Origin of the sequence: Nonomuraea sp. NPDC050394 (assembly GCF_044459065.1) — a bacterium.
Taxonomy (GTDB): domain Bacteria; phylum Actinomycetota; class Actinomycetes; order Streptosporangiales; family Streptosporangiaceae; genus Nonomuraea.
The window spans coordinates 1,367,160-1,392,790 of record NZ_JBITIO010000001.1; the positions used below are offsets into that span (position 1 = coordinate 1,367,160).

General features: G+C 68.9%; 23 protein-coding genes. 10 read left to right on the forward strand and 13 right to left on the reverse strand.

The features are described from left to right. The first annotated feature begins 6 nt into the window (after window positions 1–6). From atpA to ACIBKY_RS06700, 5 genes are all read left to right on the forward strand, one after another. A complete protein-coding gene (gene atpA, locus ACIBKY_RS06680) occupies window positions 7–1,656 on the forward strand; it encodes a F0F1 ATP synthase subunit alpha (protein ID WP_397094956.1) in 1,650 nt (549 codons plus the stop codon). A 3-nt stretch (window positions 1,657–1,659) separates the two neighbouring features. Continuing rightward, a complete protein-coding gene (locus tag ACIBKY_RS06685; RefSeq protein WP_397094957.1) occupies window positions 1,660–2,562 on the forward strand; it encodes a F0F1 ATP synthase subunit gamma in 903 nt (300 codons plus the stop codon). A 1-nt stretch (window position 2,563) separates the two neighbouring features. Next, window positions 2,564–4,009, forward strand: a complete 1,446-nt coding sequence (atpD, locus tag ACIBKY_RS06690; protein ID WP_397094958.1) for a F0F1 ATP synthase subunit beta — start codon at window positions 2,564–2,566, stop codon at window positions 4,007–4,009. 66 nt (window positions 4,010–4,075) lie between these two features. After that, window positions 4,076–4,477, forward strand: coding sequence for a F0F1 ATP synthase subunit epsilon (locus ACIBKY_RS06695; protein ID WP_184965942.1), 402 nt, complete (start codon window positions 4,076–4,078; stop codon window positions 4,475–4,477). 16 nt (window positions 4,478–4,493) lie between these two features. Beyond that, entirely contained in the window at window positions 4,494–4,868 is a 375-nt protein-coding gene (locus tag ACIBKY_RS06700) for a DUF2550 domain-containing protein (RefSeq protein WP_397094959.1), read from the forward strand. Here ACIBKY_RS06700 and ACIBKY_RS06705 read toward each other — a convergent pair. Both ACIBKY_RS06705 and ACIBKY_RS06710 read right to left on the reverse strand, forming a co-directional pair. After that, window positions 4,865–5,455 (reverse strand): cob(I)yrinic acid a,c-diamide adenosyltransferase, encoded by a 591-nt coding sequence (locus ACIBKY_RS06705; RefSeq protein ID WP_397094960.1) that lies wholly within the window; start codon window positions 5,453–5,455, stop codon window positions 4,865–4,867. The two genes, ACIBKY_RS06700 and ACIBKY_RS06705, sit on opposite strands and share 4 nt — an antisense overlap. 12 nt (window positions 5,456–5,467) lie before the next feature. Next, window positions 5,468–7,315, reverse strand: a complete 1,848-nt coding sequence (locus ACIBKY_RS06710; RefSeq protein WP_397094961.1) for a hypothetical protein — start codon at window positions 7,313–7,315, stop codon at window positions 5,468–5,470. Window positions 7,316–7,566: 251 nt separating this feature from the next. Between ACIBKY_RS06710 and ACIBKY_RS06715 the strand changes: the two genes are divergently transcribed. From ACIBKY_RS06715 to ACIBKY_RS06730, 4 genes are all read left to right on the forward strand, one after another. After that, the gene (locus ACIBKY_RS06715; RefSeq protein WP_397094962.1) at window positions 7,567–8,442 is read left to right on the forward strand and encodes an ABC transporter ATP-binding protein; all 876 of its coding nucleotides are present in this window, start codon (window positions 7,567–7,569) and stop codon (window positions 8,440–8,442) included. After that, window positions 8,439–9,548, forward strand: coding sequence for an ABC transporter permease (locus ACIBKY_RS06720; RefSeq protein WP_397094963.1), 1,110 nt, complete (start codon window positions 8,439–8,441; stop codon window positions 9,546–9,548). The genes ACIBKY_RS06715 and ACIBKY_RS06720 overlap by 4 nt, the downstream gene beginning before the upstream one ends. Then, window positions 9,549–10,706 carry a sensor histidine kinase gene (locus tag ACIBKY_RS06725; RefSeq protein WP_397094964.1) on the forward strand — a complete coding sequence of 386 codons (1,158 nt, stop codon included), beginning with the start codon at window positions 9,549–9,551 and terminating at the stop codon, window positions 10,704–10,706. An 89-nt stretch (window positions 10,707–10,795) separates the two neighbouring features. Further along, window positions 10,796–11,113 carry an STAS domain-containing protein gene (locus ACIBKY_RS06730; RefSeq protein ID WP_397094965.1) on the forward strand — a complete coding sequence of 106 codons (318 nt, stop codon included), beginning with the start codon at window positions 10,796–10,798 and terminating at the stop codon, window positions 11,111–11,113. 22 nt (window positions 11,114–11,135) lie between these two features. Here the strand turns inward: ACIBKY_RS06730 and ACIBKY_RS06735 are convergent, their stop codons facing one another. The 10 genes from ACIBKY_RS06735 to ACIBKY_RS06780 all read right to left on the reverse strand — a co-directional run bounded on the left by ACIBKY_RS06735 (window position 11,136) and on the right by ACIBKY_RS06780 (window position 23,249). Continuing rightward, on the reverse strand, window positions 11,136–12,197 hold the full coding sequence (locus ACIBKY_RS06735) for a hypothetical protein (RefSeq protein ID WP_397094967.1): 1,062 nt from the start codon (window positions 12,195–12,197) through the stop codon (window positions 11,136–11,138). Between the two features lie 126 nt (window positions 12,198–12,323). After that, window positions 12,324–12,866 (reverse strand): TetR/AcrR family transcriptional regulator, encoded by a 543-nt coding sequence (locus ACIBKY_RS06740; protein WP_397094968.1) that lies wholly within the window; start codon window positions 12,864–12,866, stop codon window positions 12,324–12,326. Between the two features lie 144 nt (window positions 12,867–13,010). Continuing rightward, the gene (locus tag ACIBKY_RS06745; RefSeq protein ID WP_397094969.1) at window positions 13,011–14,483 is read right to left on the reverse strand and encodes an aldehyde dehydrogenase family protein; all 1,473 of its coding nucleotides are present in this window, start codon (window positions 14,481–14,483) and stop codon (window positions 13,011–13,013) included. A gap of 30 nt (window positions 14,484–14,513) precedes the next feature. Beyond that, window positions 14,514–15,131, reverse strand: coding sequence for a response regulator (locus tag ACIBKY_RS06750; RefSeq protein ID WP_397094971.1), 618 nt, complete (start codon window positions 15,129–15,131; stop codon window positions 14,514–14,516). Further along, a complete protein-coding gene (locus tag ACIBKY_RS06755) occupies window positions 15,128–16,312 on the reverse strand; it encodes a sensor histidine kinase (protein WP_397094972.1) in 1,185 nt (394 codons plus the stop codon). Before ACIBKY_RS06755 ends, ACIBKY_RS06750 begins: the two co-directional genes overlap by 4 nt. Further along, window positions 16,270–17,052, reverse strand: a complete 783-nt coding sequence (locus ACIBKY_RS06760; protein ID WP_397094973.1) for an ABC transporter permease — start codon at window positions 17,050–17,052, stop codon at window positions 16,270–16,272. The genes ACIBKY_RS06755 and ACIBKY_RS06760 overlap by 43 nt, the downstream gene beginning before the upstream one ends. Further along, entirely contained in the window at window positions 17,049–17,870 is an 822-nt protein-coding gene (locus ACIBKY_RS06765) for an ABC transporter ATP-binding protein (protein ID WP_397094975.1), read from the reverse strand. The genes ACIBKY_RS06760 and ACIBKY_RS06765 overlap by 4 nt, the downstream gene beginning before the upstream one ends. 67 nt (window positions 17,871–17,937) lie before the next feature. Continuing rightward, window positions 17,938–18,495 carry a GNAT family N-acetyltransferase gene (locus ACIBKY_RS06770; protein ID WP_397094976.1) on the reverse strand — a complete coding sequence of 186 codons (558 nt, stop codon included), beginning with the start codon at window positions 18,493–18,495 and terminating at the stop codon, window positions 17,938–17,940. Between the two features lie 5 nt (window positions 18,496–18,500). After that, complete coding sequence (locus ACIBKY_RS06775; RefSeq protein ID WP_397094977.1) at window positions 18,501–19,799, reverse strand: carotenoid oxygenase family protein; 1,299 nt, start codon at window positions 19,797–19,799, stop codon at window positions 18,501–18,503. A 66-nt stretch (window positions 19,800–19,865) separates the two neighbouring features. Continuing rightward, complete coding sequence (locus ACIBKY_RS06780) at window positions 19,866–23,249, reverse strand: hypothetical protein (RefSeq protein WP_397094979.1); 3,384 nt, start codon at window positions 23,247–23,249, stop codon at window positions 19,866–19,868. On the opposite strand from ACIBKY_RS06780, the gene ACIBKY_RS06785 reads away from it, so the two are divergent. Next, window positions 23,203–23,436 (forward strand): hypothetical protein, encoded by a 234-nt coding sequence (locus ACIBKY_RS06785; protein WP_397094980.1) that lies wholly within the window; start codon window positions 23,203–23,205, stop codon window positions 23,434–23,436. The genes ACIBKY_RS06780 and ACIBKY_RS06785 overlap by 47 nt on opposite strands. Here ACIBKY_RS06785 and ACIBKY_RS06790 read toward each other — a convergent pair. Then, window positions 23,362–25,017, reverse strand: a complete 1,656-nt coding sequence (locus ACIBKY_RS06790; RefSeq protein ID WP_397094981.1) for a hypothetical protein — start codon at window positions 25,015–25,017, stop codon at window positions 23,362–23,364. The two genes, ACIBKY_RS06785 and ACIBKY_RS06790, sit on opposite strands and share 75 nt — an antisense overlap. Window positions 25,018–25,631: the final 614 nt, after the last annotated feature.

Sequence of the window (25,631 nt, forward strand, 5' to 3'; positions counted from 1 at the left end):
GTAGAGATGGCGGAGCTTACGATCCGGCCGGACGAGATCCGGGACGCGCTTGAGCGCTTCGTCCAGGCGTACGAACCGGAAGGCGCCGCGCGCGAGGAGATCGGGACCGTCGTCGACTGTGGCGACGGCATCGCCCACGTCTCCGGCCTTCCCTCGGCGATGGCGAACGAACTGCTCGAGTTCGAGGACGGCACGCGCGGTCTGGCACTGAACCTCGACACCCGCGAGATCGGTGTCGTTATCCTGGGCGACTTCAGCAAGATCGAAGAAGGCCAGACGGTCCGCCGGACGGGCGAGGTCCTGTCCGTGCCCGTCGGCGACAACTTCCTTGGCCGCGTGGTCGACCCCCTGGGCAACCCGCTCGACGGCAAGGGCCACATCGAGTCCGAGGGCCTGCGCGCCCTTGAGCTCCAGGCGCCCAGTGTCGTCCAGCGCCAGCCGGTGAAGGAGTCCCTCGCCACCGGCATCAAGGCGATCGACGCCATGACCGCGATCGGCCGTGGCCAGCGTCAGCTGATCATCGGCGACCGTGGCACGGGCAAGACCGCGATCGCCGTGGACACCATCCTCAACCAGCGCGACAACTGGCTCTCGGGCGACCCGAAGAAGCAGGTGCGCTGCGTCTACGTCGCGGTCGGCCAGAAGGGCTCGACGATCGCGCAGGTCAGGGCTCGCCTGGAGGAGGCGGGCGCGCTGGAGTACACGACCATCGTGGCCGCTCCCGCGTCCGACGCCGCCGGCTACAAGTACCTCGCCCCGTACACCGGTTCTGCCATCGGCCAGCACTGGATGTACCAGGGCAAGCACGTCCTGATCGTCTTCGACGACCTGACCAAGCAGGCCGACGCCTACCGCGCGGTCTCCCTCCTGCTGCGCCGCCCGCCGGGCCGTGAGGCCTTCCCCGGCGACGTCTTCTACCTCCACTCCCGCCTGTTGGAGCGCTGCGCCAAGCTCTCCGACGACATGGGCGGCGGCTCGATGACCGGTCTGCCGATCATCGAGACCAAGGGCAACGACGTCTCGGCGTTCATCCCGACCAACGTCATCTCCATCACCGACGGCCAGGTCTTCCTCGAGACCGACCTGTTCAACGCCGGTGTCCGCCCGGCCATCAACGTCGGTATCTCCGTCTCCCGAGTCGGTGGTTCCGCGCAGGCCAAGGCGATGCGCAAGGTCGCCGGTACGCTCCGTCTGGCCCTGTCGCAGTACCGCGACCTGGAGGCGTTCGCCGCGTTCGCCTCCGACCTCGACGCCGCCTCCAAGGCTCAGCTTGAGCGTGGTCTGCGCCTGGTCGAGCTGCTCAAGCAGCCCCAGTACAGCCCGTTCTCGCTGGAGCGCGAGGTCGTGTCGGTGTGGGCCGGCACCACCGGTGAGCTCGACGAGGTCCCGGTCGAGGACATCCGCCGCTTCGAGACGGAGTTCCTCGACTACATCCAGAGCGCGCACAAGGGCATCTTCGACAGCATCCGGGAGACCCGCGAGCTGTCGGACGACACCGTCACCGCGCTCAAGGACAGCGTGACGGAGTTCAAGAAGGGCTTCACCACCTCCTCGGGTGAGCTTCTGATCAAGGACGAGCCGGTCGCGCCGCTGGACGCGGACGAGGTCGGCCAGGAGAAGATCAAGAAGGTCGTCCGGCCGGCGGAGAAGAAGTAGGCCATGGGTGCCCAGCTAAGGCTGCTGCGGCGGCGGATCAAGTCGGTCACCTCGACCGCCAAGATCACGCGCGCGCAGGAGCTCATCGCCTCCTCACGGATCGTGCGGGCGCAGCAGCGGATGCAGGCGGCGCTGCCGTACGAGCGTGAGATCACTCGCGCCGTCACGGGCGTCGTCAGCAACGCCGCGAGCGTCGACCATCCCCTGACGGTGGCGAAGGAGAACCCCGCCAAGGCGGGCGTCCTCATCGTCACCAGCGACAGCGGGTTCTGCGGTGGCTTCAACGCCAACGTCCTGCGCGAGGCCGAGGCCCTGCGCGGGCTGCTGGCGGGCCGCGGGCTTGAGGTCATCCCGTTCGTGACCGGCCGCAAGGGTGTCACCTGGCACTCCTTCCGCGCGCGTTCGATGGGCGGTCAGTGGGTCGGCTTCTCCAGGAAGCCCTCCTACGCCGACGCCAAGACCATCGCGGGCGAGCTGATCGACTCGTTCAAGGACGACAACGGGATCGACGAGATCCACATCGTCTCGACCGAGTTCGTCTCGATGCTCACCCAGAACGTGGTGGTCAAGCGCATCCTGCCGCTTGAGATCGAAGAGACCGAGGCCACGGCGACGGACACCATCCCGCCGTACTTCGAGTTCGAGCCCACCGCGGGCGACGTGCTGGAATCGTTGCTGCCGCGCTACGTCGAGTCCCGTATCTTCACCGCGCTGCTGCAGTCGGCGGCCTCCGAGGAGGCCGCGCGCCGGCGCGCGATGAAGTCCGCGACGGACAACGCCAACGAGCTGATGCGGATTCTGACCCAGCGAATGAACCAGGCTCGCCAGGCCGAGATCACCCAGGAAATCAGCGAGATCGTCGGTGGCGCCAACGCGCTGGCCGACGCCGCAGCGGGGAAAGAGTGAAATGACTGCAGAGACTGTGGAGTCTGTAGAGGCCACGGCCAATGGAATCGGCCGGGTGGCTCGTGTCAACGGTCCCGTCGTCGACGTGGAGTTCCCCGTCGAGGCGATGCCCGACATCTACAACGCGCTGAACGTCGAGGTCACCCTCGGCGGCGAGACCAAGACGCTGACCCTGGAGGTCGCCCAGCACCTGGGTGACAACCTGGTCCGCGCGATCTCCATGCAGCCCACCGACGGCCTGGTGCGCGGCTCGGCCGTCACCGACTCCGGCGAGCCGATCTCCGTGCCCGTCGGCGACGTCGTCAAGGGTCACGTGTGGAACGCGCTCGGCGAGTCCCTCGACGTGCCGACCTCCTCCCTGAAGATCACCGAGAAGTGGGGCATCCACCGCCCCAGCCCGGCGTTCGACCAGCTGGAGTCCCGTACCGAGATGCTGGTCACCGGCATCAAGGTCATCGACCTGCTGACCCCGTACGTGCAGGGCGGCAAGATCGGTCTGTTCGGTGGCGCCGGTGTCGGCAAGACCGTTCTGATCCAGGAGATGATCCGCCGAGTCGCGCGTAACTTCGGTGGTACGTCGTGCTTCGCGGGCGTCGGCGAGCGTACCCGTGAGGGCAACGACCTCTGGCTGGAGATGGAGGAGGCGGACGTCCTCAAGGACACCGCGCTCGTCTTCGGCCAGATGGACGAGCCCCCGGGCACCCGTCTGCGCGTGGCGCTGTCGGCGCTGACGATGGCGGAGTACTTCCGCGATGTGCAGAAGCAGGACGTGCTCCTGTTCATCGACAACATCTTCCGCTTCACGCAGGCCGGTTCCGAGGTTTCCACCCTGCTCGGCCGTATGCCGTCCGCCGTGGGTTACCAGCCCACGCTGGCCGACGAGATGGGTGTGCTCCAGGAGCGCATCACCTCGACGCGTGGTCACTCGATCACCTCCATGCAGGCGATCTACGTGCCCGCGGACGACATCACCGACCCGGCTCCGCACAACGCGTTCGCGCACCTCGACGCGCAGACCGTTCTGTCGCGGCCGATCTCGGAGAAGGGCATCTACCCCGCGGTGGACCCGCTCGACTCCAGCTCCCGCATCCTCGACCCGCAGATCGTGGGCGCCGAGCACTACGCGGTGGCACAGGAGACGAAGCGCATCCTGCAGAAGTACAAGGAGCTGCAGGACATCATCGCGATCCTCGGTATCGACGAGCTGTCCGAAGAGGACAAGGTCACGGTCAACCGGGCCCGCCGCATCGAGCGTTTCCTGTCGCACCCGATGTACGCCGCCGAGGCGTTCACCGGTCAGCCGGGTGAGAACGTGCCGCTGGACGAGACCATCGCCTCCTTCAAGGGGCTGTGCGCCGGCGAGTACGACCACCTGCCCGAGCAGGCGTTCTTCATGGTCGGCGGCATCGAGCAGGCCGTGGCGAAGGCCAAGGAACTCGAGCGCTGATCGCCCGACGATGCCGGTGTCAGCAAGCGCTGATACCGGCATCTTGAGACCGGAAGGGAACCTAACGTGGCCAAGCTACGCGTAGGGGTTGTCTCGCCAGAGCGTGAGATCTGGTCGGGCGAGGCCGACATGGTGATTGCCAAGACCGTGGACGGCGAGATCGGTATTATGCCGCAACACGCACCCGTTCTCGGCGTCCTCGTCGAGGGCGGCGTGCTGCGCGTGAAGCGGGAGGGCGAGGGCGATCTGGTCGCCGCGGTCCACGGGGGTTTCATCTCCGTGGCCGACGACGAGGTCTCCGTGCTCGCCGAGGTGGCCGAGCTCGGTTCCGAGGTCGACGTCGCGGCTGCGCGCGACGCTCTTGAGCGGGCTCAGGCCTCGATCGAGAGCAACCAGGAGGATGCCGACGCGGCAGTCGAGGCCAAGCGTGCGCGGGCTCGACTGAAGGCGGCCGGCGAGGACGTCTGATCGTTTGGGGGCGGCGATGGCGGCAGCGCTGACGGTATTGATCGGTGTGCTTCTGTTCGCCGCCCTGATCGTGTTGCGCGGGCTGGTGCTCGCGCGCACGCGCGGGAGTGTGCCCTGTCGGCTGCGACAGGGGTCCGGCTCCTGGCGCGGCGGGGTGGCCCGCTACGCCGACGGGGAGCTCCACTGGATCCCGCTCATCGGAGTGCGACTGAGGCCGCGCCACGCGATCGCGAGGCGCGGCCTCGTCGTTTCCGACCGCCGCCCGCTCGACGACGACCTGTACGCCATCGACTGCGGCCCGGTGTCGCTGGCGATGAGCGCGGACGCCCTGACGGGCTTCCTGGCGTGGCTGGAGTCGGCTCCGCCCAGCGCCTACCTCGACGTCGCCTAGCGGGTGCCGCCCGGCTTCCAGAGGATCTCTGAGCCGTCGTGCGCGACCCGGCACAGGATGAACAACAGGTCCGACAGCCGGTTCAGGTACGTGGCGGTCAGCGGGTTGATGTCGTCGTGCGTCTCCAGGGCCGCCCAGGCCGTGCGTTCGGCCCTGCGGACCGTCACGCGGGCCACGTGGAGCTGGGCGGTGGCCGGGTCGCCGCCGGGCAGGATGAAGCTGCGCAGCGGCTTGAGCTGGGCGTTGAAGGCGTCGCACTGCGCCTCCAGCCACTCGACGTAGGAGGCCTCGACCCGCAGCGGCGGGAACTCCGGTTCGGCCACCACCGGTGTCGCCAGGTCGGCGCCCAGGTCGAAGAGCTCGTTCTGGACACGGCCCAGCACGTGCGCGATCTCCGGCGCCAGCGTGCCGAACGACAGCGCCAGGCCGATCGCCGCGTTGGCCTCCTCCGCGTCGGCGTAGGCGGCCAGGCGGGGGTCGGTCTTGGGGGCGCGGCTCATGTCGGCGAGCGCGGTCGTCCCGTCGTCCCCGGTGCGGGTGTAGATCTTGGAGAGAACGACGGGTTTGTCCTTGTCTGCTCGGGTCATGGACCCAGGATCTCACTCTTCACCGGTACTGCGGAGCCACAGCGTGAGCGCCCAGTCCTGGTCGTTGGCGAGCGAGTCCGGCCGGTGCGCGGGCAGCCCCTCCACACAGCTCGGCATCACGAACGCGCAGGTGGCCGAGGCGTCGGCGGTGTAGTTGACGAGGTTGGCGCGGAAGATGGCCTGGGCACTCTCCCTCTCGCCCACCTGTGACAGGGCCACCGCGGTCAGCACGCTCCAGTAGTGCGGGAAGACGTCACCGTAGAGCCGGTCGCGGCCGAACCAGAAGCCGTCCCAGTGCCGGATGCCGATGTCGCGCAGCCGTACGTGGGGCTGGGGGCCGCCGAACGCGCGCAGCCAGCGCAGCGCCCGCTCCAGCGCCTCGGGGTGGCCGCCGTCGGCGGCCAGCAGGGACACCAGCGGCGCCACCATCGACTGCTCGTAGTTGACCTCGTGGCTGGGCAGGGCGTGGCCGAGCCGGGCGAAGTGGGCGGCGTGCTTGGCCAGGGAGTCGCGCAGCCCGGCGGCCCGCGCGGTCTGGTCGTTCTCGTCGAGCTGACCGGCCACCTGGAGGATCACCTCGGGGAAGCCGAGCAGCAGGTGGTCGATGGCGCCCAGGGTATAGGCGCGTTCGATGACGCGGGCGGCCAGGTCGAGGTCGGCGGCCTCGCCGTACAGCTTGAACTGGTCGGCGAAGAAGTGGGCCAGCCAGGGGAAGTTGTACAGGCGCGGCTCGCGCTCGGGGAAGTGGCTGCCGCGGCGGACGGTGCCGTCTTCCTCCACCAGCCATTTGCGGGCGAAGGCCGACCAGCCGTGCAGCGCCTCGTCGATCGCCGTCGCGTCGCCCCAGCCGCGCAGCCTCGCCTGCTGCAGGAGCGTGGGCATGGCCAGCCGCTCGGCGCCGTCGGTCCAGTCGCCCCAGCCGTTGGTGGGCTGGGTGAGGCCGGTGGCGTTGTCGTAGGGGACGAAGGCGTGGCGTTCCGGCACGTCGAGGTGCAGGGGCCGGTGGTCGGCCAGGACACGGGCGACCCGCCGCTCGACCAGCTCGCGCCGCGGCGTGTGGAACAACACCGCGGTACGGCTGCCGCCCGGCAGCTCGACGTGCAGCGCCCCGTGCTCGTGCGAGGTGATCTCCCGATCGCCCACGCGGAGCGTCTGCCCCGTCTCGGCGACGAGCTGTTCGATGGCCACCGGCGGGCGGGTCGCGGCCAGGAACGCCTCGACGGTGTCGTGGAAGCCCGTCTCCAGCCGCAGCACGTACGGCCGGCCGGGCTCCAGCACGATCTCGGGCTGCCCGCCGAACGCCTGGGGATTCCTGGCGTGGTCGGTGACGTGGAGCAGGATGTGGCCGCGGACGTTGGAGCCGGAGCCGATGTTCCTGGACTCGACCGAGTAGGCCCACAGCGCGCCCTCGCGCACGATCATGCCCAGGACCGGGCCCTCGCCGCTCATCGGCTGGGCCAGCGCCCAGGACCAGGCGCCGCCGGTCCAGACGTGGGCGTGGCAGGCGCGGGTGAGCGCGTCCTCGGCGTCGTCGTAGACGTCCCTGATCGGCAGGGAGATGGCCAGCGAGCCGAGCGTGAGCGGGGAATCGCGGGTGTTGAGCCAGGTGTAGGTCTCGGTGAGGGCGTCGTCACCGGTGGTTCTGTCGATCGTCAGCGTGAGGCCGGGGACGGGCTCGTGGGTGCCGGAGGCGGCGTTCCAGCGGCCCGAGCCCCGTGAGGTGATCGCGAAGCCGCTGCCCCAGCGGTGGGCGGGCGTGTGCCAGCGGTCGGTGTCCTCCTGCAGGAGGAACGGGTGGCCGGGCAGGCCGGGGTGGGTGAATCGGAGCGGGAAGCCGTCTGGGTGGAAACTGGCGGTCATGTGGCTGGCCTCGGCAGGGGTTGGTCGGTGTCGTACTGGCGCGTCGAGGTGGCCGAGGGCGTACCGCGTCCATGACCACCGCCTTGTCGCCAAGTGCGGAGACTGCCACAGCCGGGGGGCTCCCGACAAAGGGCGTCCACATGGCGGCGCGGCCGGATGACAAATGTCATCCGAAGCGCACGCACCCTGCATTTCCAGCCAGTGATTTCCACGACTACCTGGATGAACCGCGCAGCCAGCACCATAGACGCATGCTGGAGATAAGGGAGCTGCGCAAGCGGTACGCGGACAAGGTCGCCCTGGACGGGGTGGCCTTCGCCGTACGGCCCGGCGAGATGTTCGGGTTCGTCGGCGCCAACGGCGCCGGAAAGACCACCACCATGCGGATCGTCATGGGGGTGCTCAGGCCCGACGCCGGCGAGGTCGTCTGGCAGGGCCGCCCGCTCGGCGCCGCCGACCGGCGGAACTTCGGGTACATGCCCGAGGAGCGCGGGCTCTACCAGAAGATGCGGGTCGGCGAGCAGGTCGAGTACTTCGGCCGCCTGCACGGGCTGAGCCAGCCCAAGGCCCGCCGGGCCACCGACGAGCTGCTGGAGCGGCTCTCGCTCACCGAGCGGCGCGCGGACGCCGTCGAGGCGCTCTCCCTGGGCAACCAGCAGCGTGTGCAGCTGGCCGTGGCCCTGGTGCACGACCCCGAGGTGCTCGTGCTCGACGAGCCGTTCTCCGGCCTCGACCCGATCGCGGTCGACGCGCTGGCCGGAGTGCTGCAGGAGCGGTGCAGGGGCGGCGTGCCGGTGATCTTCTCCAGCCACCAGCTTGAGCTCGTGGAGCGGCTGTGCGACGCGGTCGGCATCGTCTCCGCCGGGCGCATGGTGGCCAGCGGCACCGTCGAGGAGCTGCGCGCGGCCGAGAGCAGCACGCTGCGCGTCGTCGTGCGCGACGCCCAGCCCGGCTGGGCCGACGGCCTGCCGGGGCGGCTCACCGTCACCGGTGACCGGCACGTGCTGCTCATCGAGGCCGGCGAGGATCAGGAGATCCTGCACCGCGCCATCAAGGCCGGGCACGTCGAGCACTTCGGGGTCGAGCACCCCACCCTCACCGAGATCTTCAAGGAGGCCGTGGCATGAACTCCCTGCTCCTGGTGGCGCGTCGGGAGATCTCGACACAGCTGCGCACCAAGGCCTTCGTCATCGGCCTGATCGTCACCGTGGTCATCATGGCCGGCCTCGCCTTCGCCCCCAAGCTCATGGGCGGCCCCGACTCCTACACGCTGGGCACGGTCAACTCCCAGCAGCTACCGCTCAAGGCGGCGGCACCCGACATCGAGTTCGAGTGGCGCAAGTACGCCGACGCGGCGGCGGCCAAGAAGGCGCTGCTCGACGGCGACGTCGAGGCGGTGATCGTGGACGGCACGAAGGTGCTGACCGACGGTGAGATCGAGACCGAGCTCGGCATCCTGCTCCAGAGCGTCAACCGCGAGGCGCGGCTCGGCGCGGCCGGGGTGAACATCCCGCCGCTGGCCATGGAGTCGGTGGGCGCCGACACCCGCTACCAGGCCGCCCGCGCGGGCATCGCGACCGTGCTGGTCGTCCTGTTGTTCATGCTGGTCATCGGGCAGGCCATGATGGTGGCCATGGGTGTGGTCGAGGAGAAGGGCAGCAGGATCGTGGAGATCCTGTTCGCCTCGTTGCGGCCATGGCAACTGCTCGGCGGCAAGATCGTCGGACTGGGCGTGATCGGCGTCATCAACCTGGCCGTGACGCTGGCGGCGGGTCTCGTGGCCGCGTTCGCCTCCGGCCTGGCCATGGACTTCCCGCCCGGGATGCCGATGATCGTGACCTGGGTGCTGGTGTGGTTCATCCTGGGGTACGCCTTCTACGCCACGCTGGCCGCCTCCCTGGCCTCCCTGGTGTCCCGGCAGGAGGAGGTCGGCAACACGCTGACCCCGATGACCATGCTCATCATGGTCACCTACCTCGTGGGCTTCTTCGCCGCCAACCAGCCGACCGGCACGCTGGCGCAGATCGTCTCGATCATCCCGCCCTTCTCCTCGATCGTCATGCCGGTACGCCTGGCCGCCGCCGAGGTGCCCCTGTGGGAGGTCTCCCTGGCGGCCGTGCTGATGGTGGGAGCGGTGCTCGGCATGCTCTCCGTCGGCGCCAAGGTCTACGAGCGGGCGGTGCTGCGTACCGGGGCCAAGGTCAAGCTCGGCGACGTGCTGCGCGCGAAGTAGATGGATGAGCTGACGCGGGCCCGCCGCACGACCCGCCTGGTGCTGAACTCGACACTCGGCGCCATGTGGCTGGTCGTCCTGCTCAACTCCGCCGCCACGCTGGGGACCGGGCGGACGGAGCCGTGGCAGATCGGGCTCGCGCTGCTCATGACGGTCGTCTTCAGCTGGCTCTACCTGCGCATCAGCGACGCCGTCTTCGAGCGCCGCTATCCCGTCAGGGACGTCGTGGTCGCCGGCGTCCTGGCCTTCGCCGCCTGCGCGCTGAGCGGCGCCGACGTGGTCGGCTGGGGTTTCGTCCCGATGGCGTGGCTGTCGGTGGCGGTGGTGGGGGTCCGGCGGCGGACCATGTTCCTGCTGATGTTCGGCTGCTGGCTGGTCGTCACCGCGCTGGCCTCCTTCTGGACGGTGGCCGGACGGGCGGTCTTCGTGCCGCAGGACACCCCGGTGGGGGTCGGGATCGTGGCGGCCGCCTTCACCTACCTGCTCATCTGCCTGATGACCCCGCTGTCCAACCGGATATGGGTGTGGATCTGGCTGCTGGCCGCCAAGGCGCACGAGGCCAAGGAGGCCCAGTCGCAGCTCGCGGTCGCCGAGGAGCGGCTGCGCTTCGCCCGCGACCTGCACGACCTCGTGGGGCATCAGCTCTCCGCGCTCGCGGTCAAGTCGGAGCTGGCCGTACGGCTGGCCGACGCCGACGTGGAAGCGGCCAAGGCGGAGATGACCGAGGTCCGCGACCTGACCAGGAAGGCGCTGCGCGAGCTGCGCGAGGCGGTGCGCGGCTACCGGGAGCTGGATCTGCCCGCGGAGCTGCTGAGCGTCAAGAGCGTGCTGGAGGCGGCGGGCGTGCGGTGCGAGCTGAACCTGCCCTACCGGGAGGTGCCCGCCGAGGCGGCCCGGGTCTTCGCGTACGTGGTGCGCGAGGCGGTGACCAACGTGCTCAAGCACTCCACGGCCGGTTTCTGCGACATCACCCTGCGCTTCACCGGCGACGACGCGACGCTGGAGGTCCGCAACGACGGCGTGGCCCGCAGGCGCGCCCTCGACCTCGGCAGCGGGCTGAGCGGCCTGAACGAGCGGCTGGCCGCCGTGGGCGGGAAGCTGACGGCGTTGCCGAATGGTGATGGGGAATTCACGCTGAAAGCGGTAGTGCCTCGCTAAGCGGGTAGTTCTTTGTTACTAGTGCTCTTGTGGCAGGGTAAAGCGACGTTGCGTGACGATCATCGCGGAGCGTGAGTTGGGGAGGTGGCATGCGCGTCCGGGGTAAGCCTGGGGCCCAGGTGGTGCGGATCGGCTCCCGGCTGGACGCCGGGACCTCGGCGGGGCTGCGCACGCGGCTGCACGACGCGGTTGACTCGGGCACGGGCGATCTCGTCCTGGATCTCTCCAAGCTGGAGATGATCGACGCCACCGGCCTCGGAGTGCTCGTGGGCACACATCGGCGCGCGCTCGCCGCGGAACGCCGCCTGGTCCTGCGCCGGGTGCCGCCCCGGATCATGCGGGTGCTCGCGGTGACCCGGCTGAACAGGGTCCTGCACGTGGAAGTGCCCGCCGCCGCCGTGGCATGACCGCCGCTACACACCTCGCCCTCTACGCCTCCGTCCTGAGCCGGGCCAGCGTCGCGGGGGTCTGGGCGTCCAGCCAGGAGGCCAGTTGCTCGAAGGAGACGCATCTGACGGCGTCGCGCGTGCAGACCTCCTTCATGAGCGTGATCAGCGCCCGCATGTAGATGCCGCCGTTCCACGTCTCGAAGTGGTTGCCGAGGAAGACCGGGGCGCGGTCGCCGCGCAGGGAACGCCGCACCGCGCCGACATAGGCCTCGGTGGTCTGGCGCTGCCAGCGCCGCCAGTTGTGCCGTTCGCCGGTACGGGCGCCGCTGTGCACGGTGAAGAAGTTGTAGTCCATGCCGAGCACGCGCGTGCCGCTGCCGGGCAGCGGGATGCTGGGCAGCGGGAACTGCCACAGCCCCGAGCGCCTGCGCGGCCAGCGGACCTCGCCGGTGCCTGAGGCGTCGTAGCGCCAGCCGTACTTCTTGAAGGCGGTGAACATCGCCTCGCGATCGCCCTGCAGGCAGGGCGTGCGGCCGCCGGACACCACCTCCCGGATGCGGAAGGGCAGGTCGGGCAGGTCGGTGCGGCCGGAGTTGCGCCGCCAGTTCTCGACGAAGCCGTAGAACTGCTCGATCTCGCTGCGCCAGTCGGCGGCCGACCACGACGAGACGCCGGTCGGGCCGCAGAAGTGGCCGTTGAAGTGTGTGCCGATCTCGTGGCCGGAGTTCCAGGCGGCGGTGAGCTCTGCCGCCTGGCCGGCGATCCTGGAGGGGCGCTGGAAGCCGATGTCGGAGCTGCCGCGCGGGCGGCCGGGCGGCCGGTACAGCTCGCGCCGGTCGGCGGGCAGCAGGTAGACGCCCGACAGGAAGAACGTCAGCTTGGCCCGGTGGCGCTCGGCGGCCCTGCGGAAGACCGGGAACCAGTCCTGGCCGTCCACCCCCGCCCCGTCGAAGGAGATCACCACGAACTGGGGCGGGCGCTCTCCTCGGCGCAGGCGGCAGCCGTTCTCCGCGCACCACGAACTCCGGCCGCCGGGGGAGGGCGACTTTCGCGTACTTGTTTCGCTGGGCCGGGGGTTGACGGGTGCGGACAAACCGAGCATGCCGGGCAATGGTTGTGCCGTGACGTTGCCGCACGCCGCCGTTCCCAAAGCTACGCAGATGCCGATTAGCGGTGTGATTATCCCCCGGCGCACTCCGCCATGGAATCACGGTCTGTCATCAAATGCTCACGACGCACCGAGCGCCCGTCCACAGATGTGAACAGCGACTTGGACCAGCTCTTCGAGTTCCTTCGGCTCCTCGGCGAGGATCCATTCGATGAGAAGTTCTTGCAGCGCTCCAATCACGCCGAGGGACAGCAGATGCCGATCGATCTTCGCCGCCTGCGGGAATTCGGCGGAGGCCTCCTCCACGAGCCTGGCGAAGGAGGCCACGGCGCGCTGCCGGGATGCCGCCAGCACATCTCCCGACCTGCGCACCTCCAGGTGCATGATGCGGGCACGGCGCCAGTCGGCCGTGGCGAATTCCATATAGGCGCGCACTCCCGCGCCGATTCTCCCGTCGAGCGTCTGAGGTGCGTCCTGCAACGCTTTGGCGACGACGGCGAGGCTTTCCTCGACGCATCGTTCGTGGAGCGCCTGAAGGAGTTCCTCGCGCCCGCCGAAACATTCGTAGAACGCCCGGTTGGAGATCCGCGCCTCCGAACACAGCCTTTCGATCGTTGTAGCCGAGAAGCCCGGCTTAGCGTAGAGCGTGTACGCAGCTGTCATGAGCCGCTCGCGTCTGTCTGCCAGCCTTTGCTCAGCCGACATTCCCCGGTAAGACCGGTTCACATTCCACCCGTCCAACATGATCGTGGCCCCCAGAGCACATAATTATGGACGGATGATCTGTATTCGGAAAGAGCGCGCAGATCACCTCTTACGTCGTCCATGCAAGAACGTGACAAGCCTGATCAGCCGCTCAAGCTCGTCGGCGCCCCGGGAGAAGGACGTAAGGTTCATCCCGGGCATCGCGAAGCGCTGCCGGGAGATGGCTTTGGGCCTGGCGAACTCGCGCAGTCCGTCGGCGCCGTGGATGCGGCCGAACCCCGAGTCACCGACCCCACCGAAGGGTAGCGCGGGAACGCCCGCGAAGGAGATGACTGAGTTGATCGCGGTCATTCCGCTGCGCATCAGCCTGGCCAGTTCCATGGCCCGCCGGGTGTTCCTGGAGAAGATCGTTCCGGCCAGCCCGTACGCCGAGGCGTTGGCCAGCTCCAGCGCCTCCCGCGCGTCACGGGTGCGGCGCACGGTGATGGTCGGGCCGAAGGTCTCCTCGCGCACGGCCGGGGAGTCCTCGGGCACGTCCTCGACGATGACGGGGTCCACGAACGGCGCCCGGACCGACTCCGGCCCACCAGTCACTACTTTTCCGGACTTGGTGGCTTCGTCGATGTGCCGGCGGATGATGTCCATCTGCCCTGGCATGGTGATCGGGCCGTAGTCCTGGCCCGCCTTGACCGTTCTCGCCCGCTCGGCCAGCTCCCGCATGAACGGCTCGTACACCGCGTCCACCACGTAGACCCGCTCCACGCCCACGCAGGTCTGGCCGGCGTTGGACAGCGCGCCCCACAGGCACGCGTCGGCCGCCGCCTTCAGGTCGGCGTCGGCGTCCACGATGAAGGCGTCCTTGCCGCCGCACTCGGCCACGATCGGCGTGAGGTTCTGCGCGCAGGCCGCCATGACCCGCTTGGCGGTCGCGGTCGAGCCGGTGAAGGCGATCTTCTTGACCCTCGGGTCGCCCGCCAGGGCCGCGCCGGTCTCACCCAGGCCGGTCACCGTCTGCAGGACCGGGTGCTCGGGGACGGACTCGGCGAACAGCTCGGCCAGCCGTACCCCGACGCCGGGGGTGAGCTCGCTGGGCTTGAAGACGACCGCGTTGCCGGCCGCGAGCGCGTACGCGATCGAGCCCATCGGGGTGAAGACCGGGTAGTTCCACGGGCCGATCACGCCGACGACGCCCAGTGGCAGGTACTCCAGCGTGGCGGCCAGGTTCAGGCCGACCATGCCGGGGGAGACCCGGCGGCGGCCGAGCACCTTGGCCGCGTTGCGCGCCGCCCAGTCGATGTGGGTGATCGCCAGCACGATCTCCAGCGTGGCGTCGCCCACCGGCTTGCCGGTCTCCTCGTGGACGAGCGTGGCCAGTTGCCTGAGGTTCTGCGTGATGACGGCCTTGTAGTCGAGCAGCCGGCGGCGCCGCTCGGCCGCGCCCAGGCCCGCCCACCAGGCGGCCGCCTCCTGCGCGCGGCCGACGGCGGCGTGGACCGCCTCCTGCCCCTGCTTGGGATGGCTGCCCACGACCGTGCCGGTCGCGGGGTTCAGGGAGTCGAACGTCAGCGTCGTCATGGCCGCCACGATAAGCCGGTAAATCAACACTTACAACAGACCGCGCTCCATGGCCGTCGTGACCGCCGCGGTACGGTCGGAGACGCCGAGCTTGCCGAAGATCCGCAGCAGGTGCGTCTTCACCGTCGTCTCGCTGATGAACAACCGGCGGCCCACGTCGGCGTTGGTCAGCCCGCGGGCCACCAGGGCCAGCACCTCCGCCTCCCGGGGCGTCAGCGCCTGCTGCGCCGGGCCGCGCATCCGCGTCACCAGCTTGGTCGCCACCGACGGCGACAGCACCGTCTCGCCTCTGGCCGCCGCGTACACGGCCGCCACCAGGTCATCGGCGCTGGTGTCCTTCAGCAGGTAGCCCGCCGCGCCGGCCTCGACGGCGCGCACGATGTCCTGGTCACTCTCGTACGTCGTCAGCACGATCACCCGGATCCCCGGGCAGTCCGCCAGGATGCGGCCGGTCGCGCTCACGCCGTCGCCGCCGGGCATGCGCAGGTCCATGAGCACCACGTCAGGGGCCAGTTCGCGGGCCCGCGCGACGGCCTCGTCGCCGGAGGAGGCGGCCCCGACCACGTCGAGGCCGGGGTCGCCGTCGAGCATGCCGCGCAGGCCCTCCCTGACCACCGGGTGGTCGTCCACGATCAGGAGCTTGATCACGCCGGCACCTCCACGGTCAGCGTCGTTCCCGCGTCCGGGGCACTCGTGAGCGTCAGCGTGCCGCCCGCCTGCTCGACCCTGCCGCGCATGGTACGCAGGCCGAAGCCGACGCTCTCCTCCCGGAACCCTCTTCCGTCGTCGGCCACGCTCAGGCGTACCTGCCGCTCGCCGTACTCCAGAGCCACGCGCACGGTCCGCGCGGCGGCGTGCTTGCGCACGTTGGCCAGCCCTTCCTGCAGCGCGCGGATGAGCACCACGTCGGTGCGGGTGGCCAGCGGCCGCGCCGCGCCGCACGTCTCGAAGCGCGCGTCGATCCCGATCTCGTCGCCCATCCGCTCGGTGATCCGCCCCAGCGCCTCGACGAGCGAGGCGTCGTCGAGCGGCGCGGGCGCGAGCGCCGAGAGGAACGCGCGCGCCTCGGCCAGGTTCTCCTGCGCCGTCTGTACGGCCAGCGCCAGATGCCGGGCCGGATCCGGCTGCCGCTGCGCCGCCCGCACGAGCATGATGATGCTGGTGAACCCCTGGGCCAGCGTGTCGTGGATCTCCCCGGCCAGCCGCTCGCGCTCGGCCTGCGCCCCGCGCTCGGCAGAGAGCCTGGCCACCTCGGCCCTGCTCGCCTCAAGTTCCTCGATCAGCGCCGCTCGCTCCTTGCTCTGTTTGGTGATCCGCTCGATCCACAGCCCCATGGTCCCGGAGAAGAAGACCACCACCGTCATGACCACGATCAGGTTGAAGGCCGATCCCAGTGGATCCTCCCGGTCGGCCACGGTGATCGCCGGCCCCGTCCACAACAGGATGCTGGCGATCGTCGCCTCCTTGGCGGGCAGCGCCAGGTAGCACATGGAGCAGAGCCCGAACAGCGAGAACGAGATCGCGGGGATCGTCAGCGCGGCCGGGGTGAACAGCACGATCAGCAGCGCCACGTAGAGCACGCTCCTGCGCCGGTCCTCCGCGATGATGCCCGGCCGGCCGACGAACACGTAGATCGGGATCGTGGCCAGCAGGCATCCGGCCACGATCGCCTTCTCCCTGGCCGAGAAGTCGCCGGCCAGCGCGAACACCACCGGGATCAGCGTGGTGACGACGAGCAGCAACTCCCAGCCGCGCAGGCTCTCCCAGACGTTGGGGCCCGCGGAGCTCAGCCGTCGCGGCGGCTCTTCCACCGGAACGTCATCAGGCACAGCGCCAGGCCTCCGACCGTCCACGCGCCCAGCACCAGGGCGACCTTGCCCAATTCATACGACCTGGCCATCTCCAGCGCCACCCCGTCGTCGCCGATGAACACCGAACGCAAGCCCTGGGCCACCCACCGCAGCGGGAAGACCGAGGCGACGTCGATGAGCCACGGCGGCAGCTCGGTGAAGGGGATGTAGATCCCGGAGATGAACTGCAGCACCACGAACGGCAGCGTGATCACCGCCGCCGCGGACTTGGCCGAGCTGGGTACGCTGCTGGCCGCGATCCCGAGCAGGCTGCCGGCCGCCAGCCCCAGGACCAGCACCCAGGAGAAGGTCAGCCAGCCGACCAGGCTGGAGGGCAGCTCCAGGTCGTACAGGAACACCGCCACGGCCAGCAGCAGCGCCACCTCGATGGCCGCGATGACCAGAACGCTCAGCACCTTTCCGGCGAAGTACGAGCTCTTCGGCATCGGCGTGCCCGCCAGCCGCTTGAGCCCGCCCTCCTCGCGCTCGACCGCGATGCTGATGGCGAGGTTCTGGAAGCTGACGCTGAGGACGCCCGCGCTGATCAGCGCCGCCGCGTAGAGCTGCGAGACCGTGACGTGCGTTCCGTCCAGGGTCCCGGCGAAGATCGCGCTGAACAGCACCAGCAGCACGATCGGGAAGGAGAAGGTGAAGACGACCTGGTCGCGGGCGCGGAAGAAGATCTTGAGTTCGAAGGCGGCTCTCGACAGCGCGATCATGACTCCTCCAGCAGGCGGAGGTAGACGTCCTCCAGAGTGGGCCGGGTGACGCGCAGTTCGGGGATCTCGCCGTCGTAGCGGCCCATGAGCTCGGCGATCGTCCTGGTCGGCGTGGCCGTGCGCTTCTCGCCGTCCGCCCACGTGACCGTGGCCTCGTCGTTCGCGCGCCCGCCGAGGGTACGCGGCGTGCCCTCGGCCACGATCCGCCCGCCGGCGATCACCGCCACCCGGTCGGCCAGTTCCTCGGCCTCGTCGAGGTAGTGCGTGGTGAGCAGGATCGTGGTGGCCTCCAGGTTCTTGATCAGCTCCCAGAAGCGGCGGCGGGCCTCGGGGTCGAAGCCGGTGGTCGGCTCGTCCAGGAAGAGCAGTTCCGGGTTGCCGATCAGGCCCAGTGCCACGTCGAGGCGGCGGCGCTGGCCGCCGGAGAGCTTGGCCACGCGCGTCTTCGCCTTCTCGCCCAGGCCCACCCGGTCGACGACCTCGTCGGGGTCGGCCGGGTCCGGGTAGAAGCGGGCGAAGTGGGTGACGATCTCGCGTACCGAGACCTCGGCCACGTCACCGGCCGTCTGGGGGACGATGCCCACGCGGGCCCGCCAGGCGCGGGTGGGCCGGTGCGGGTCGGCGCCCAGGACGCTGACCTCGCCGCCGTCGCGCTTCCTGAGCCCTTCGAGGATTTCTATGGTGGTCGACTTGCCCGCGCCGTTGGGGCCGAGAAGGGCGAAGGTCTCGCCCCGGTGAATGTCCAGATCGATGCCGCGGACCGCCTCTAACGCGCCGTAGCGCTTGGCGAGTCCGCGGACGTGCACTGCGGTCTCCATGGAGTCAAGGGTCCGGATTTGACCAGACCTGCGACACCTTCGGCCGACCGACCCCGTTGTCCTCCGTTCAGAGGACGGCCGGGCGCAGCATTCCCCACACCGCCGGGCCGTCGGGCAGCTTGATCTCCTCGGTCACGGCGAAGCCGAACCGCTCGTAGATCGGGATGTTCGTCTCCTTGCTGCTCTCCAGGTAGACCGGCAGCCCCGCGCACAGGGCCAGCCCGGAACGCAGCAGCGCCCCGCCCACGCCTGTGCCCTGGACCGCCGGATCGGTACCGATCTGGGCGAGATACCAGTGCGGCTCCTTCGGGCGGTGCTCGGCGAACACCTCCTCCAGTCGCATGCCGTACGCCACCCGGTCGCCCATCACCTCCAGCAGCGCGGGCCCGCCCGTCTCCAGGTCGGGCGTGAAGCCGGGCGGATCCCAGAGCGCCGCCCCGGTCACCGCGCCGCTCCCGTCGCGGGCCACCTCCACCACGTCGTGCATGTAGCGGGCCAGCGCCACGAACATCCTGGGCCGGTCGGCGGCCCGCGGCATCATCCACTCCATCACCGGGTCGTCGGCGAACGCCCGTCCGAGCACCTCGCCGATCTCCTCCAGGTCGCTCGCCTTGCCGATCTCCATGAGGCTCAGTCCTCCAGCCAGGATCCGTGGAAGCCGGCGGGGACCCGTCGCGGCAGCCGTACCGACGCTACCTCCGAAAGGTCGCGCGCGTCGGCCACGAGCAGGCGCGAGACCTCGCCCGAGGTGACGATCGACAGCAGCCAGCCCTCGTCCTCGGCCCGCGCGCCCTCGGCCGGCACGAACACCGCCTCCCCGGTGGCGCCGCCCGTCGCCAGGACGGAGGCGGCGCCGCTCTGGTGGTCGTACTTGATGATCTGGTCGTCGCCGACCGTGTAGAGGTAGCGGCTGCCGAGACCGAGCCGTTGTTCGTTCAGCGTTGGGAACTCGACGTTGCGGTCGTCCAGCGGCTCCTCCGACACCTTGCCCGTGGCCGGGTCGAGCGTCCAGCCGTACAGGGAGGCGCTGATCGTGCCCGCGGCGTGGCGGGCGGCGTCGGCCCGGCCGCTGATGTGCTCCCACAGGTTGGCGAAGACCTCGGGGTTGTAGCGGGCGGCGGTGAGCACCACCCGACCTTCGGCGTCCTCCCAGGCGTTGCCGACGTGGAACGCGTAGCACAGATCCACCTCGAACCACCGCGTCACCCCGCCCGCCCGCGGCGTCAGCCCGATCCGCGCGCCGTAGCCCTCGTCGAAGGCGTAGGGCATACCCATGCCGCGGTTCAGGTCGAAGGTGACCGGTAGGTCCAGCCAGACCAGGTAGTTCTCGGTGATCGCGAAGTCGTGCATCATCGTCGCGCCCGGAACCTCGATCTCCTTCGTCTCCACCAGCTCACCCCCCGCCGAGAGCCGGTGGTAGGTCAGGAAGGGCGGGAAGAACCCGTAGCCGAAGAAGTGCAGCTCGCCGGTGATCGGGTCCTGCTTGGGGTGCGCGGTCATCGCCGTCGCCAGCTTCCCCTGGAAGTCGACCGGCCCGACCGTGTCGAGCTCGGGCGTCATCTCGTACGGCAGGCCGACCTCGATCAGCGCGAAGACACGGCCGTCGTGCCTGATCACGCTGGTGTTGGCCTGGGTGGCGGCCAGATCGACGCCCTTCTCGCCGACCAGGTCGGCCCCGTCGGTGAACGCCTTGGTCTTCACCCACCGGTTCCGATACCACTCGGCCCGGCCGTCGCGCAGGCGGATGCCGTGGATCATCCCGTGCCCGCCGAACCAGTGCCCGGGGTCCTCGCCCGGGCGGGGGTTGGGACCGTTGCGGAAGTAGCGTCCGGTGAGTTCGGGAGGCAGCGCGCCCTCCACCGGAAGGTTGTAGGCGTCGATCTCATCGGGAACGGGAGCCAGGTTGCCGGTCAGATAGGCCTTTTCCATGCCGATGCTCCAATCTTGATAGGTCGAACTTAGAAGCTTCATGTATGACCTGTCAAGATTGGAATATCAGGATTCGGCCGTCAGGGACCCGGCCGCGCAGGACATCGAGCCGTAGGCGAGGTTGAACACAGTCGCGATGCCGACCGCGACGCCCCAGGTGACGGGCTCCTCGTCGCCCGCCAGCAACGGCGACAGGACACCGCTGCCGTCGAAACACGTCCCGGCCCAGCCGTTCAGAACGCCGACCGTGTTCTGGTTCTCCTCATCGACGCTCGCCGCGATGGTCGGCACCTCCCACAGGATGTTCGCGCCGAAGTCCACCCAGGGAGACGCCGGACCCCACGCCTTGTTCGCGCCCGAGTCCCGCTCGGTCAGCCCCACGCCCAGATCCACGAGCGACTTCACGACCATGAGATCGGTGATGGCCTGGTTGGTGATGGCCCACCACTTCCGGTCGCTCAGGTCCTGGATCTGGCCCATGACGTCGGGGGCCACGTAGACCCAGTACGACACGCACGTCAGGCTGTTGAGGACCGGGAAGGCCTGCGTGACCACCTTGAACTGCCGGGCCTTCGTGGCCAGCGGCTGGAGCACGCTCACCGCCACCGCTCCGGCCATGGCGCAGACACCGCCGGTGAGCGCCAGGATCTTGTTGGTCGAGGTCGAGATCTGCTCGGCCCCCATGGCGGAGCGGATGTCCGTGGGATTGCAGATCCGCTGAATGGCCGCGAAATCGGGCGCGTTGATCAGCGCGGTCGTGGTGGAGTCGTCCGGGAACGGCGCCTCGTCGGCGATGAGCTTGTAGCCGATGGTGACCGGGATGGCGGCCACCAGGCAGGCCGCGTCCAGCAGGCTCAGGTCGTTGCCGGAGACCTTCCTGTAGAGCCACGACAGGACGGGGATCTCGATGGTCGCGGTGAGGATGTCCATGACGCCGTCGACGAGTTCGGCCAGCACGTCGAGCGCCGCGAGCAGGATGTTCTCGACGCTCTCCAGGAACGCGTCAGCGGTGATCGCGATCACTTCTCTGACGATCTGGGCGAACGAGATCTGGTCGATCTTGTCGATGATGTTGCTCTTGAAGCTGGCGAGTGCCTGCCGGAAGACCTCCTCCTCCCGGTTCAGGGCGTCCACCAATGGCTGGAGCGTGGCCGCCACGTCACCGGTGACGCCCCGGTTGGGCTGGGCGGTCGTGGTGCCGTTGGACGCGTTGCTCTTCAGCTGGTGCAGCCCCCAGTTGCTCTGCGGGCTGTTCTGGCCGGGCACCGCCGGGCTGGACGCCATGACGCCGCCGCGGGTGGTGCCGCTCAGGCTCGGTGGAATGTCGCCGGGGAGATCGGCCCACGAGTCGACGTACCCCTGCACATCGGTGAACGCGTGCCGCAACCGGGTTCGCGCGTCGCCGAGCCCGTCGATGCTCTTCGCCACGTACCGCGTGAAGATGTTCTTCAGCACGTTGTGCGTGCGGACGATGTCCGACCAGACGAACAGGAAGCCCAGCCACTTGATCAGGTCCTCGAAGAACACCTTGATCTTGTTGAAGACGAACTCCACCGCGTGCACCACCGCGTCGACGCAGTCGAGCAACACGTCGTAGACCTCGCCGGCGATCGTCGCGAGGAAGTGGTAGACGCCCTCGGCCTCCCGCACGACGAAGCTCACGACATCGTCGAAGCAGTCCTTGAGCCAGGAGAAGAAGTCACCCATCGCCACCGAGATGGCCGACGCTCCGCCCGCCTGGGCTTCGGGCCCTTCGTGGTAGGTGAGCCCGCCGCCGGCGAACGAGAGGCCCCACACCTGCGGCACGGGGGCCCTGCGGGTGGCGGAGTCGCCGGGACGCTGCCGGGAGCCGTCCTGCGGCAGTCCGGAGTTGATGTTCATGAACTGCGCGAGGGCCTTGGCGGCGCTGTCGCCGTCCGCCGCGGCGACGCTGGAGGGCACGAGCGGCGCCTGCGAGCCATCCGCGTTCGTGACCACGACGGCCCGCAGGTCGTCACCGGTCTGTACGGCGTTCAGCGTCGCGATCGCATTGCTCATGGGGTTGACCTCGGCCACGACGTCCGGTGTGCCGGACAGGACGACGTGGAAGCAGACGGCGGCCAGGGACTGGGTCTCCTGGACGACGGTCAGCACCCCGGTCGCGTCGGTGGTCGTGTTCACCGGCACCGTCGGTGAGAGCAGGTGGTAGACGTCGTCCAGGTAGACGCTCACCGGACTGGTCGCGGTCACCGCCACATTGGTGTCCGGCGCCGCGAGACCGTCGTCGTCGGTGACGGCGACGTGGGTGGTGAAGGTGTTGTACGTGATCACGTCGTCAGGGTCGGTGGCGGGCAACAGGATGGAGCGCTGGAGCCAGTCGGTGGTGACGGGATCCTGGGTGAGCCGGACGAGGTCCTGGCCGTCCAGGTCGGCGAACAGGACGTTGTTGCCGGCGCCGAGGTTCAGGAAGAACGCGAACCGCGCCGCCGAGGGCAGCAGCGGCACCGGCGCCGACCACGCGGCCGGGTCCGCCTCGCCACCCGCGGCGCAGCGCACGTAACACAGGGTGCCCTGCGGGCCGAGACCCCAGACCGCGGTGCCGTCGGCGTCGCTCGCCGCGGCGAGGGTGGTGGCGCCGGCCAGGAGACCGCCGGCCACGATCTGGACCGGCGTGGCCTCGTCGTGCTGGTTGTCCGGCGTGAACAGGTACAGGCCGTCCCCGGCGGACACGAACAGGTTGGTCACGCCGGAGCCGTTGAGCGCCGCCGCGATCGTGCTGGTCCCCGCCGGCGGCGTCAGCCGGGCGGGGTCGGGCGCGTCCCGGTTGGGCGCGTTCTTGGCGACGAAGTAGTTGTACTGCGGCGTGAAGAGCAGCTGGGGCTCACCGCCGATCGTGCCGAAGGTGTAGATGCCGGGAATCGGGTCGTTCTCCCGCTGGCCGAGGCAGTTGACGATGCTGTTCGCGGAGAAGTCGGCGGCGAGCTTGTGCGGGTTCCACTGGGGCGACCCGCCGGGCGTGATGTAGTAGCGGTCGAGCAACTCCAGGGAGTCGCCCGGGACACGGATGACGTCGACGAAGATGTTCTCGACGGTGCCGGGGCCGTTCATGATGCTCACGTCGGCGATGGTGAGCGGGTCCGGCGCGGCGCCCGCGTCGAACGGGACGGCCGTCCAGATGACACCGTCGGCCCAGGCCGCGTCCGTGTTCGCGTTGCCGAGGGAGAGATACAGGATGTCCGCGCCGTTGACGGTCACCGCGAGCGCGAGGTCGATGGCGAGGGTCTGGGCGTTCTGGGCGACGGCGAGCGCCTTGGCCGTCACCGGGGCGCCGCCGTTCCGGGCCGACAGGGCGCCGCTGAGGTCGATCCTGTTCCAGCCGGTCGGGGTCTCGCTCACCTCGCGGGTGAGGTAGCAGACGTCGTCGGTGCCGATCGAGAAGAAGAGCGCGTCGCCGTTCTGCGACTGGAGCACCTCGAAGGCCTGGTCGGGGGCCATGACCACGGCGGCCTTGTGGTTCTCCATCAGCTCGGAGTCGAAAGAGATCTTCATGGGACCTTCAGCGCTTTCGATTGGGAACGGGTATTCACCGCGTCGGGTCGGCGTAGGTGATGTGCGAGACGAGGTCCTGGTTGTCGGAGAACATGGCGTCGCTGAATGAGAACGTCGTTCCGCCGGGAAAGACGAAGTTCTCCACGAACGAGGCCGGAATGTCCGTCATGGCGGTCGCAAAGCAGCCTTGCGCGTACTGCTTCGAGTAATCGAGGAGCTGGTTGACCCCGGTGAAGAAGTTCAGAAAGCCGTTCTGCCCGGGCGTCTGCGACTTGTCGACCACGCTCGAATGCGGCGGGGAGACCACGACGCTTCCGGTGTCGTCCACCCCGATCGAGTAGACGTCCGTGATGCTTTTGTCGACGATATTGCCGCCGGCGCCGCTCCCCGCGCATCTGATATAGGTGTAGATGACGAGATGCTGGGTGATGGTCATCGTGTCGCCCTGGACGCTCACGGAGAAGTCGTACGTGCTGTCGAGTTCCATCGACCCGCCGAGCAGGGGGCCTCCGCACTCGTCGGAAGCGGTGCTACTGAATGCGACGGAGATGATGGTCGGCCCGGACGCCGGAAAGGTTATCGTCGGCGTCGTGTACCAGAAATTGAAATAGTAATAGACGTCCGGCGCCTTGCATTGGAGTGTCACGTCCGTGGTCAGGCAGTTCGTCCCGATGTATTCGGACAGGGTTTGAATGCCGTTGAAGGTGTTGAGGAGATAGCCGGCGAACGTGTTCCTGTTCAGGGCGGCCACGCCGTCGTACTGGGACACCTCGCCTGGCTCAATCCAGTTCCACCCGAAACCGGCGTGCGTGGTGTCAGGGAGCTGGTCGTAGTTGGCGGCGCACAGGTAGTTCAGCGTGAGCGGAGCGCCGTCCGAGCCGACGGCGTCCGGCGTGAAGAAGTTCACGTCCGTCACCGCGATCGAGGACGGCGACGTGGCCGTCACCTGCTTCGCGGCGTAGCCGAGCACCTCGCCGCCGTCGAGCGCCTTCCAGTAGGTGTCGATGAAGTCGCTCGTCATGAACGCGTTGAGCACACTGTTGGACGGCTGGTTGCAGAACTGGAAGCCCTGCTCCAGGTCGGAGCTGTTCAGGTCGTAGTAGAGCTGCTGGACGCCGAACATGTCGGGGTCGCCCACGCCCTTGAGCCGGTTCTGCACGTCCGGGGGAAGGTTCGTGAAGGAGGCGTCCTGGAAGTCGAGGTCGACGGCGCCGGAGAAGGTCCAGCTCGTGCCGGACGGCTGCGCCTGGTTGAACCAGGTCATCGAATCGTGCGGACCGTAGAGGAGCTCGGCCGCGACGAACTCCGAGAACATCAGCGTGTACGTCACGTTCGACTGCCCCGGCTTCAGGGCGACGATCGGCGGCAGCGACGAGGGATCGACACCGGGCGGAAGGCCCAGCTTCGCCTTGACGGCGAACGCGAAATAGGCGTTGTTGAGATTCTGCACTCTCGGGTCGGACGACGGTGTGCCGTCGGGCACGGTAAAAGGATCCGTGTTTCCGGCGTTGGCCACGAAAGTGGCGAAGTCAATCGGAACGGGCTGGTTGCCGTCGTACACGTAGCAGAGGATGGCCTCGGGCAGGCCGCCGTAGAGATATTCCGCCAGGGTGCCGTTGATGCTGTCCTGGGTCACCGCGACGACATAGTCGAATCCGGTCGACGAGAGATTGGAATCCTGAGCACTCATGAAACGTTTCCTTGTATCTGAAAAGAGGCGCCGCCCAAAAGGCGCACCATTTCGAAGCCATCACCCAATGGGGGCAGATTCTTCGTGCGCGGGGGCGTTGCCGCCCTTGATCTCCACGCGCGGGTTCCGCGTAGTAGGTCGAATACCCTCTGCTCAGATCGGTACACGCGCCGCGCGCCTTCGTCTCATGGAAGGTTTCGCGCCTGCCCTCAATTAAACGGCGACACGCCGTTTTCCGGCGGCTGGGAAAGTTGGCAAAAGAACCGATCCAGGTTGATGGCGTTCGCATTGACCGGGCGCCAGGACCGGGGTCGGGAAGATCGGGGATTTCGCCGCCGGGTCGTTCTTCGCGGCCGACAACACCTGCGGGATCGCTCCGCGTCCGACATGGCGCGGAGGAGCCGGGAGCCTGGCAGGGGGTAGATCTCGCCGCCCCGCCTGACGCGCCCGTCCCGATCGGGTACCGGGCCCTTGGCCCAGCGCCGGTGCCTTCCGGCCGAGCGTCCCCGGGCAACGCGCGGGGTCCGCGGACGGGCTCCCGGCTTGGGGTAGATGGCGCTTGGCCCCTTGGCTGAGGGGCGTGGTCCCCCACTGAGGGGGAGGCCGAGCGCCCC

What these genes read in the sequence shown, in the direction of transcription:
- atpA (WP_397094956.1), top strand. Translation starts at nt 7, where the DNA reads ATGGCGGAGCTTACGATCCGGCCGGACGAGATCCGGGACGCGCTTGAG.
- ACIBKY_RS06685 (WP_397094957.1), top strand. Translation starts at nt 1,660, where the DNA reads ATGGGTGCCCAGCTAAGGCTGCTGCGGCGGCGGATCAAGTCGGTCACC.
- atpD (WP_397094958.1), top strand. Translation starts at nt 2,564, where the DNA reads ATGACTGCAGAGACTGTGGAGTCTGTAGAGGCCACGGCCAATGGAATC.
- ACIBKY_RS06700 (WP_397094959.1), top strand. Translation starts at nt 4,494, where the DNA reads ATGGCGGCAGCGCTGACGGTATTGATCGGTGTGCTTCTGTTCGCCGCC.
- ACIBKY_RS06705 (WP_397094960.1), bottom strand. Translation starts at nt 5,455, where the DNA reads ATGACCCGAGCAGACAAGGACAAACCCGTCGTTCTCTCCAAGATCTAC.
- ACIBKY_RS06710 (WP_397094961.1), bottom strand. Translation starts at nt 7,315, where the DNA reads ATGACCGCCAGTTTCCACCCAGACGGCTTCCCGCTCCGATTCACCCAC.
- ACIBKY_RS06715 (WP_397094962.1), top strand. Translation starts at nt 7,567, where the DNA reads ATGCTGGAGATAAGGGAGCTGCGCAAGCGGTACGCGGACAAGGTCGCC.
- ACIBKY_RS06720 (WP_397094963.1), top strand. Translation starts at nt 8,439, where the DNA reads ATGAACTCCCTGCTCCTGGTGGCGCGTCGGGAGATCTCGACACAGCTG.
- ACIBKY_RS06725 (WP_397094964.1), top strand. Translation starts at nt 9,549, where the DNA reads ATGGATGAGCTGACGCGGGCCCGCCGCACGACCCGCCTGGTGCTGAAC.
- ACIBKY_RS06730 (WP_397094965.1), top strand. Translation starts at nt 10,796, where the DNA reads ATGCGCGTCCGGGGTAAGCCTGGGGCCCAGGTGGTGCGGATCGGCTCC.
- ACIBKY_RS06735 (WP_397094967.1), bottom strand. Translation starts at nt 12,197, where the DNA reads ATGCTCGGTTTGTCCGCACCCGTCAACCCCCGGCCCAGCGAAACAAGT.
- ACIBKY_RS06740 (WP_397094968.1), bottom strand. Translation starts at nt 12,866, where the DNA reads ATGACAGCTGCGTACACGCTCTACGCTAAGCCGGGCTTCTCGGCTACA.
- ACIBKY_RS06745 (WP_397094969.1), bottom strand. Translation starts at nt 14,483, where the DNA reads ATGACGACGCTGACGTTCGACTCCCTGAACCCCGCGACCGGCACGGTC.
- ACIBKY_RS06760 (WP_397094973.1), bottom strand. Translation starts at nt 17,052, where the DNA reads ATGATCGCGCTGTCGAGAGCCGCCTTCGAACTCAAGATCTTCTTCCGC.
- ACIBKY_RS06765 (WP_397094975.1), bottom strand. Translation starts at nt 17,870, where the DNA reads ATGGAGACCGCAGTGCACGTCCGCGGACTCGCCAAGCGCTACGGCGCG.
- ACIBKY_RS06770 (WP_397094976.1), bottom strand. Translation starts at nt 18,495, where the DNA reads ATGGAGATCGGCAAGGCGAGCGACCTGGAGGAGATCGGCGAGGTGCTC.
- ACIBKY_RS06775 (WP_397094977.1), bottom strand. Translation starts at nt 19,799, where the DNA reads ATGGAAAAGGCCTATCTGACCGGCAACCTGGCTCCCGTTCCCGATGAG.
- ACIBKY_RS06790 (WP_397094981.1), bottom strand. Translation starts at nt 25,017, where the DNA reads ATGAGTGCTCAGGATTCCAATCTCTCGTCGACCGGATTCGACTATGTC.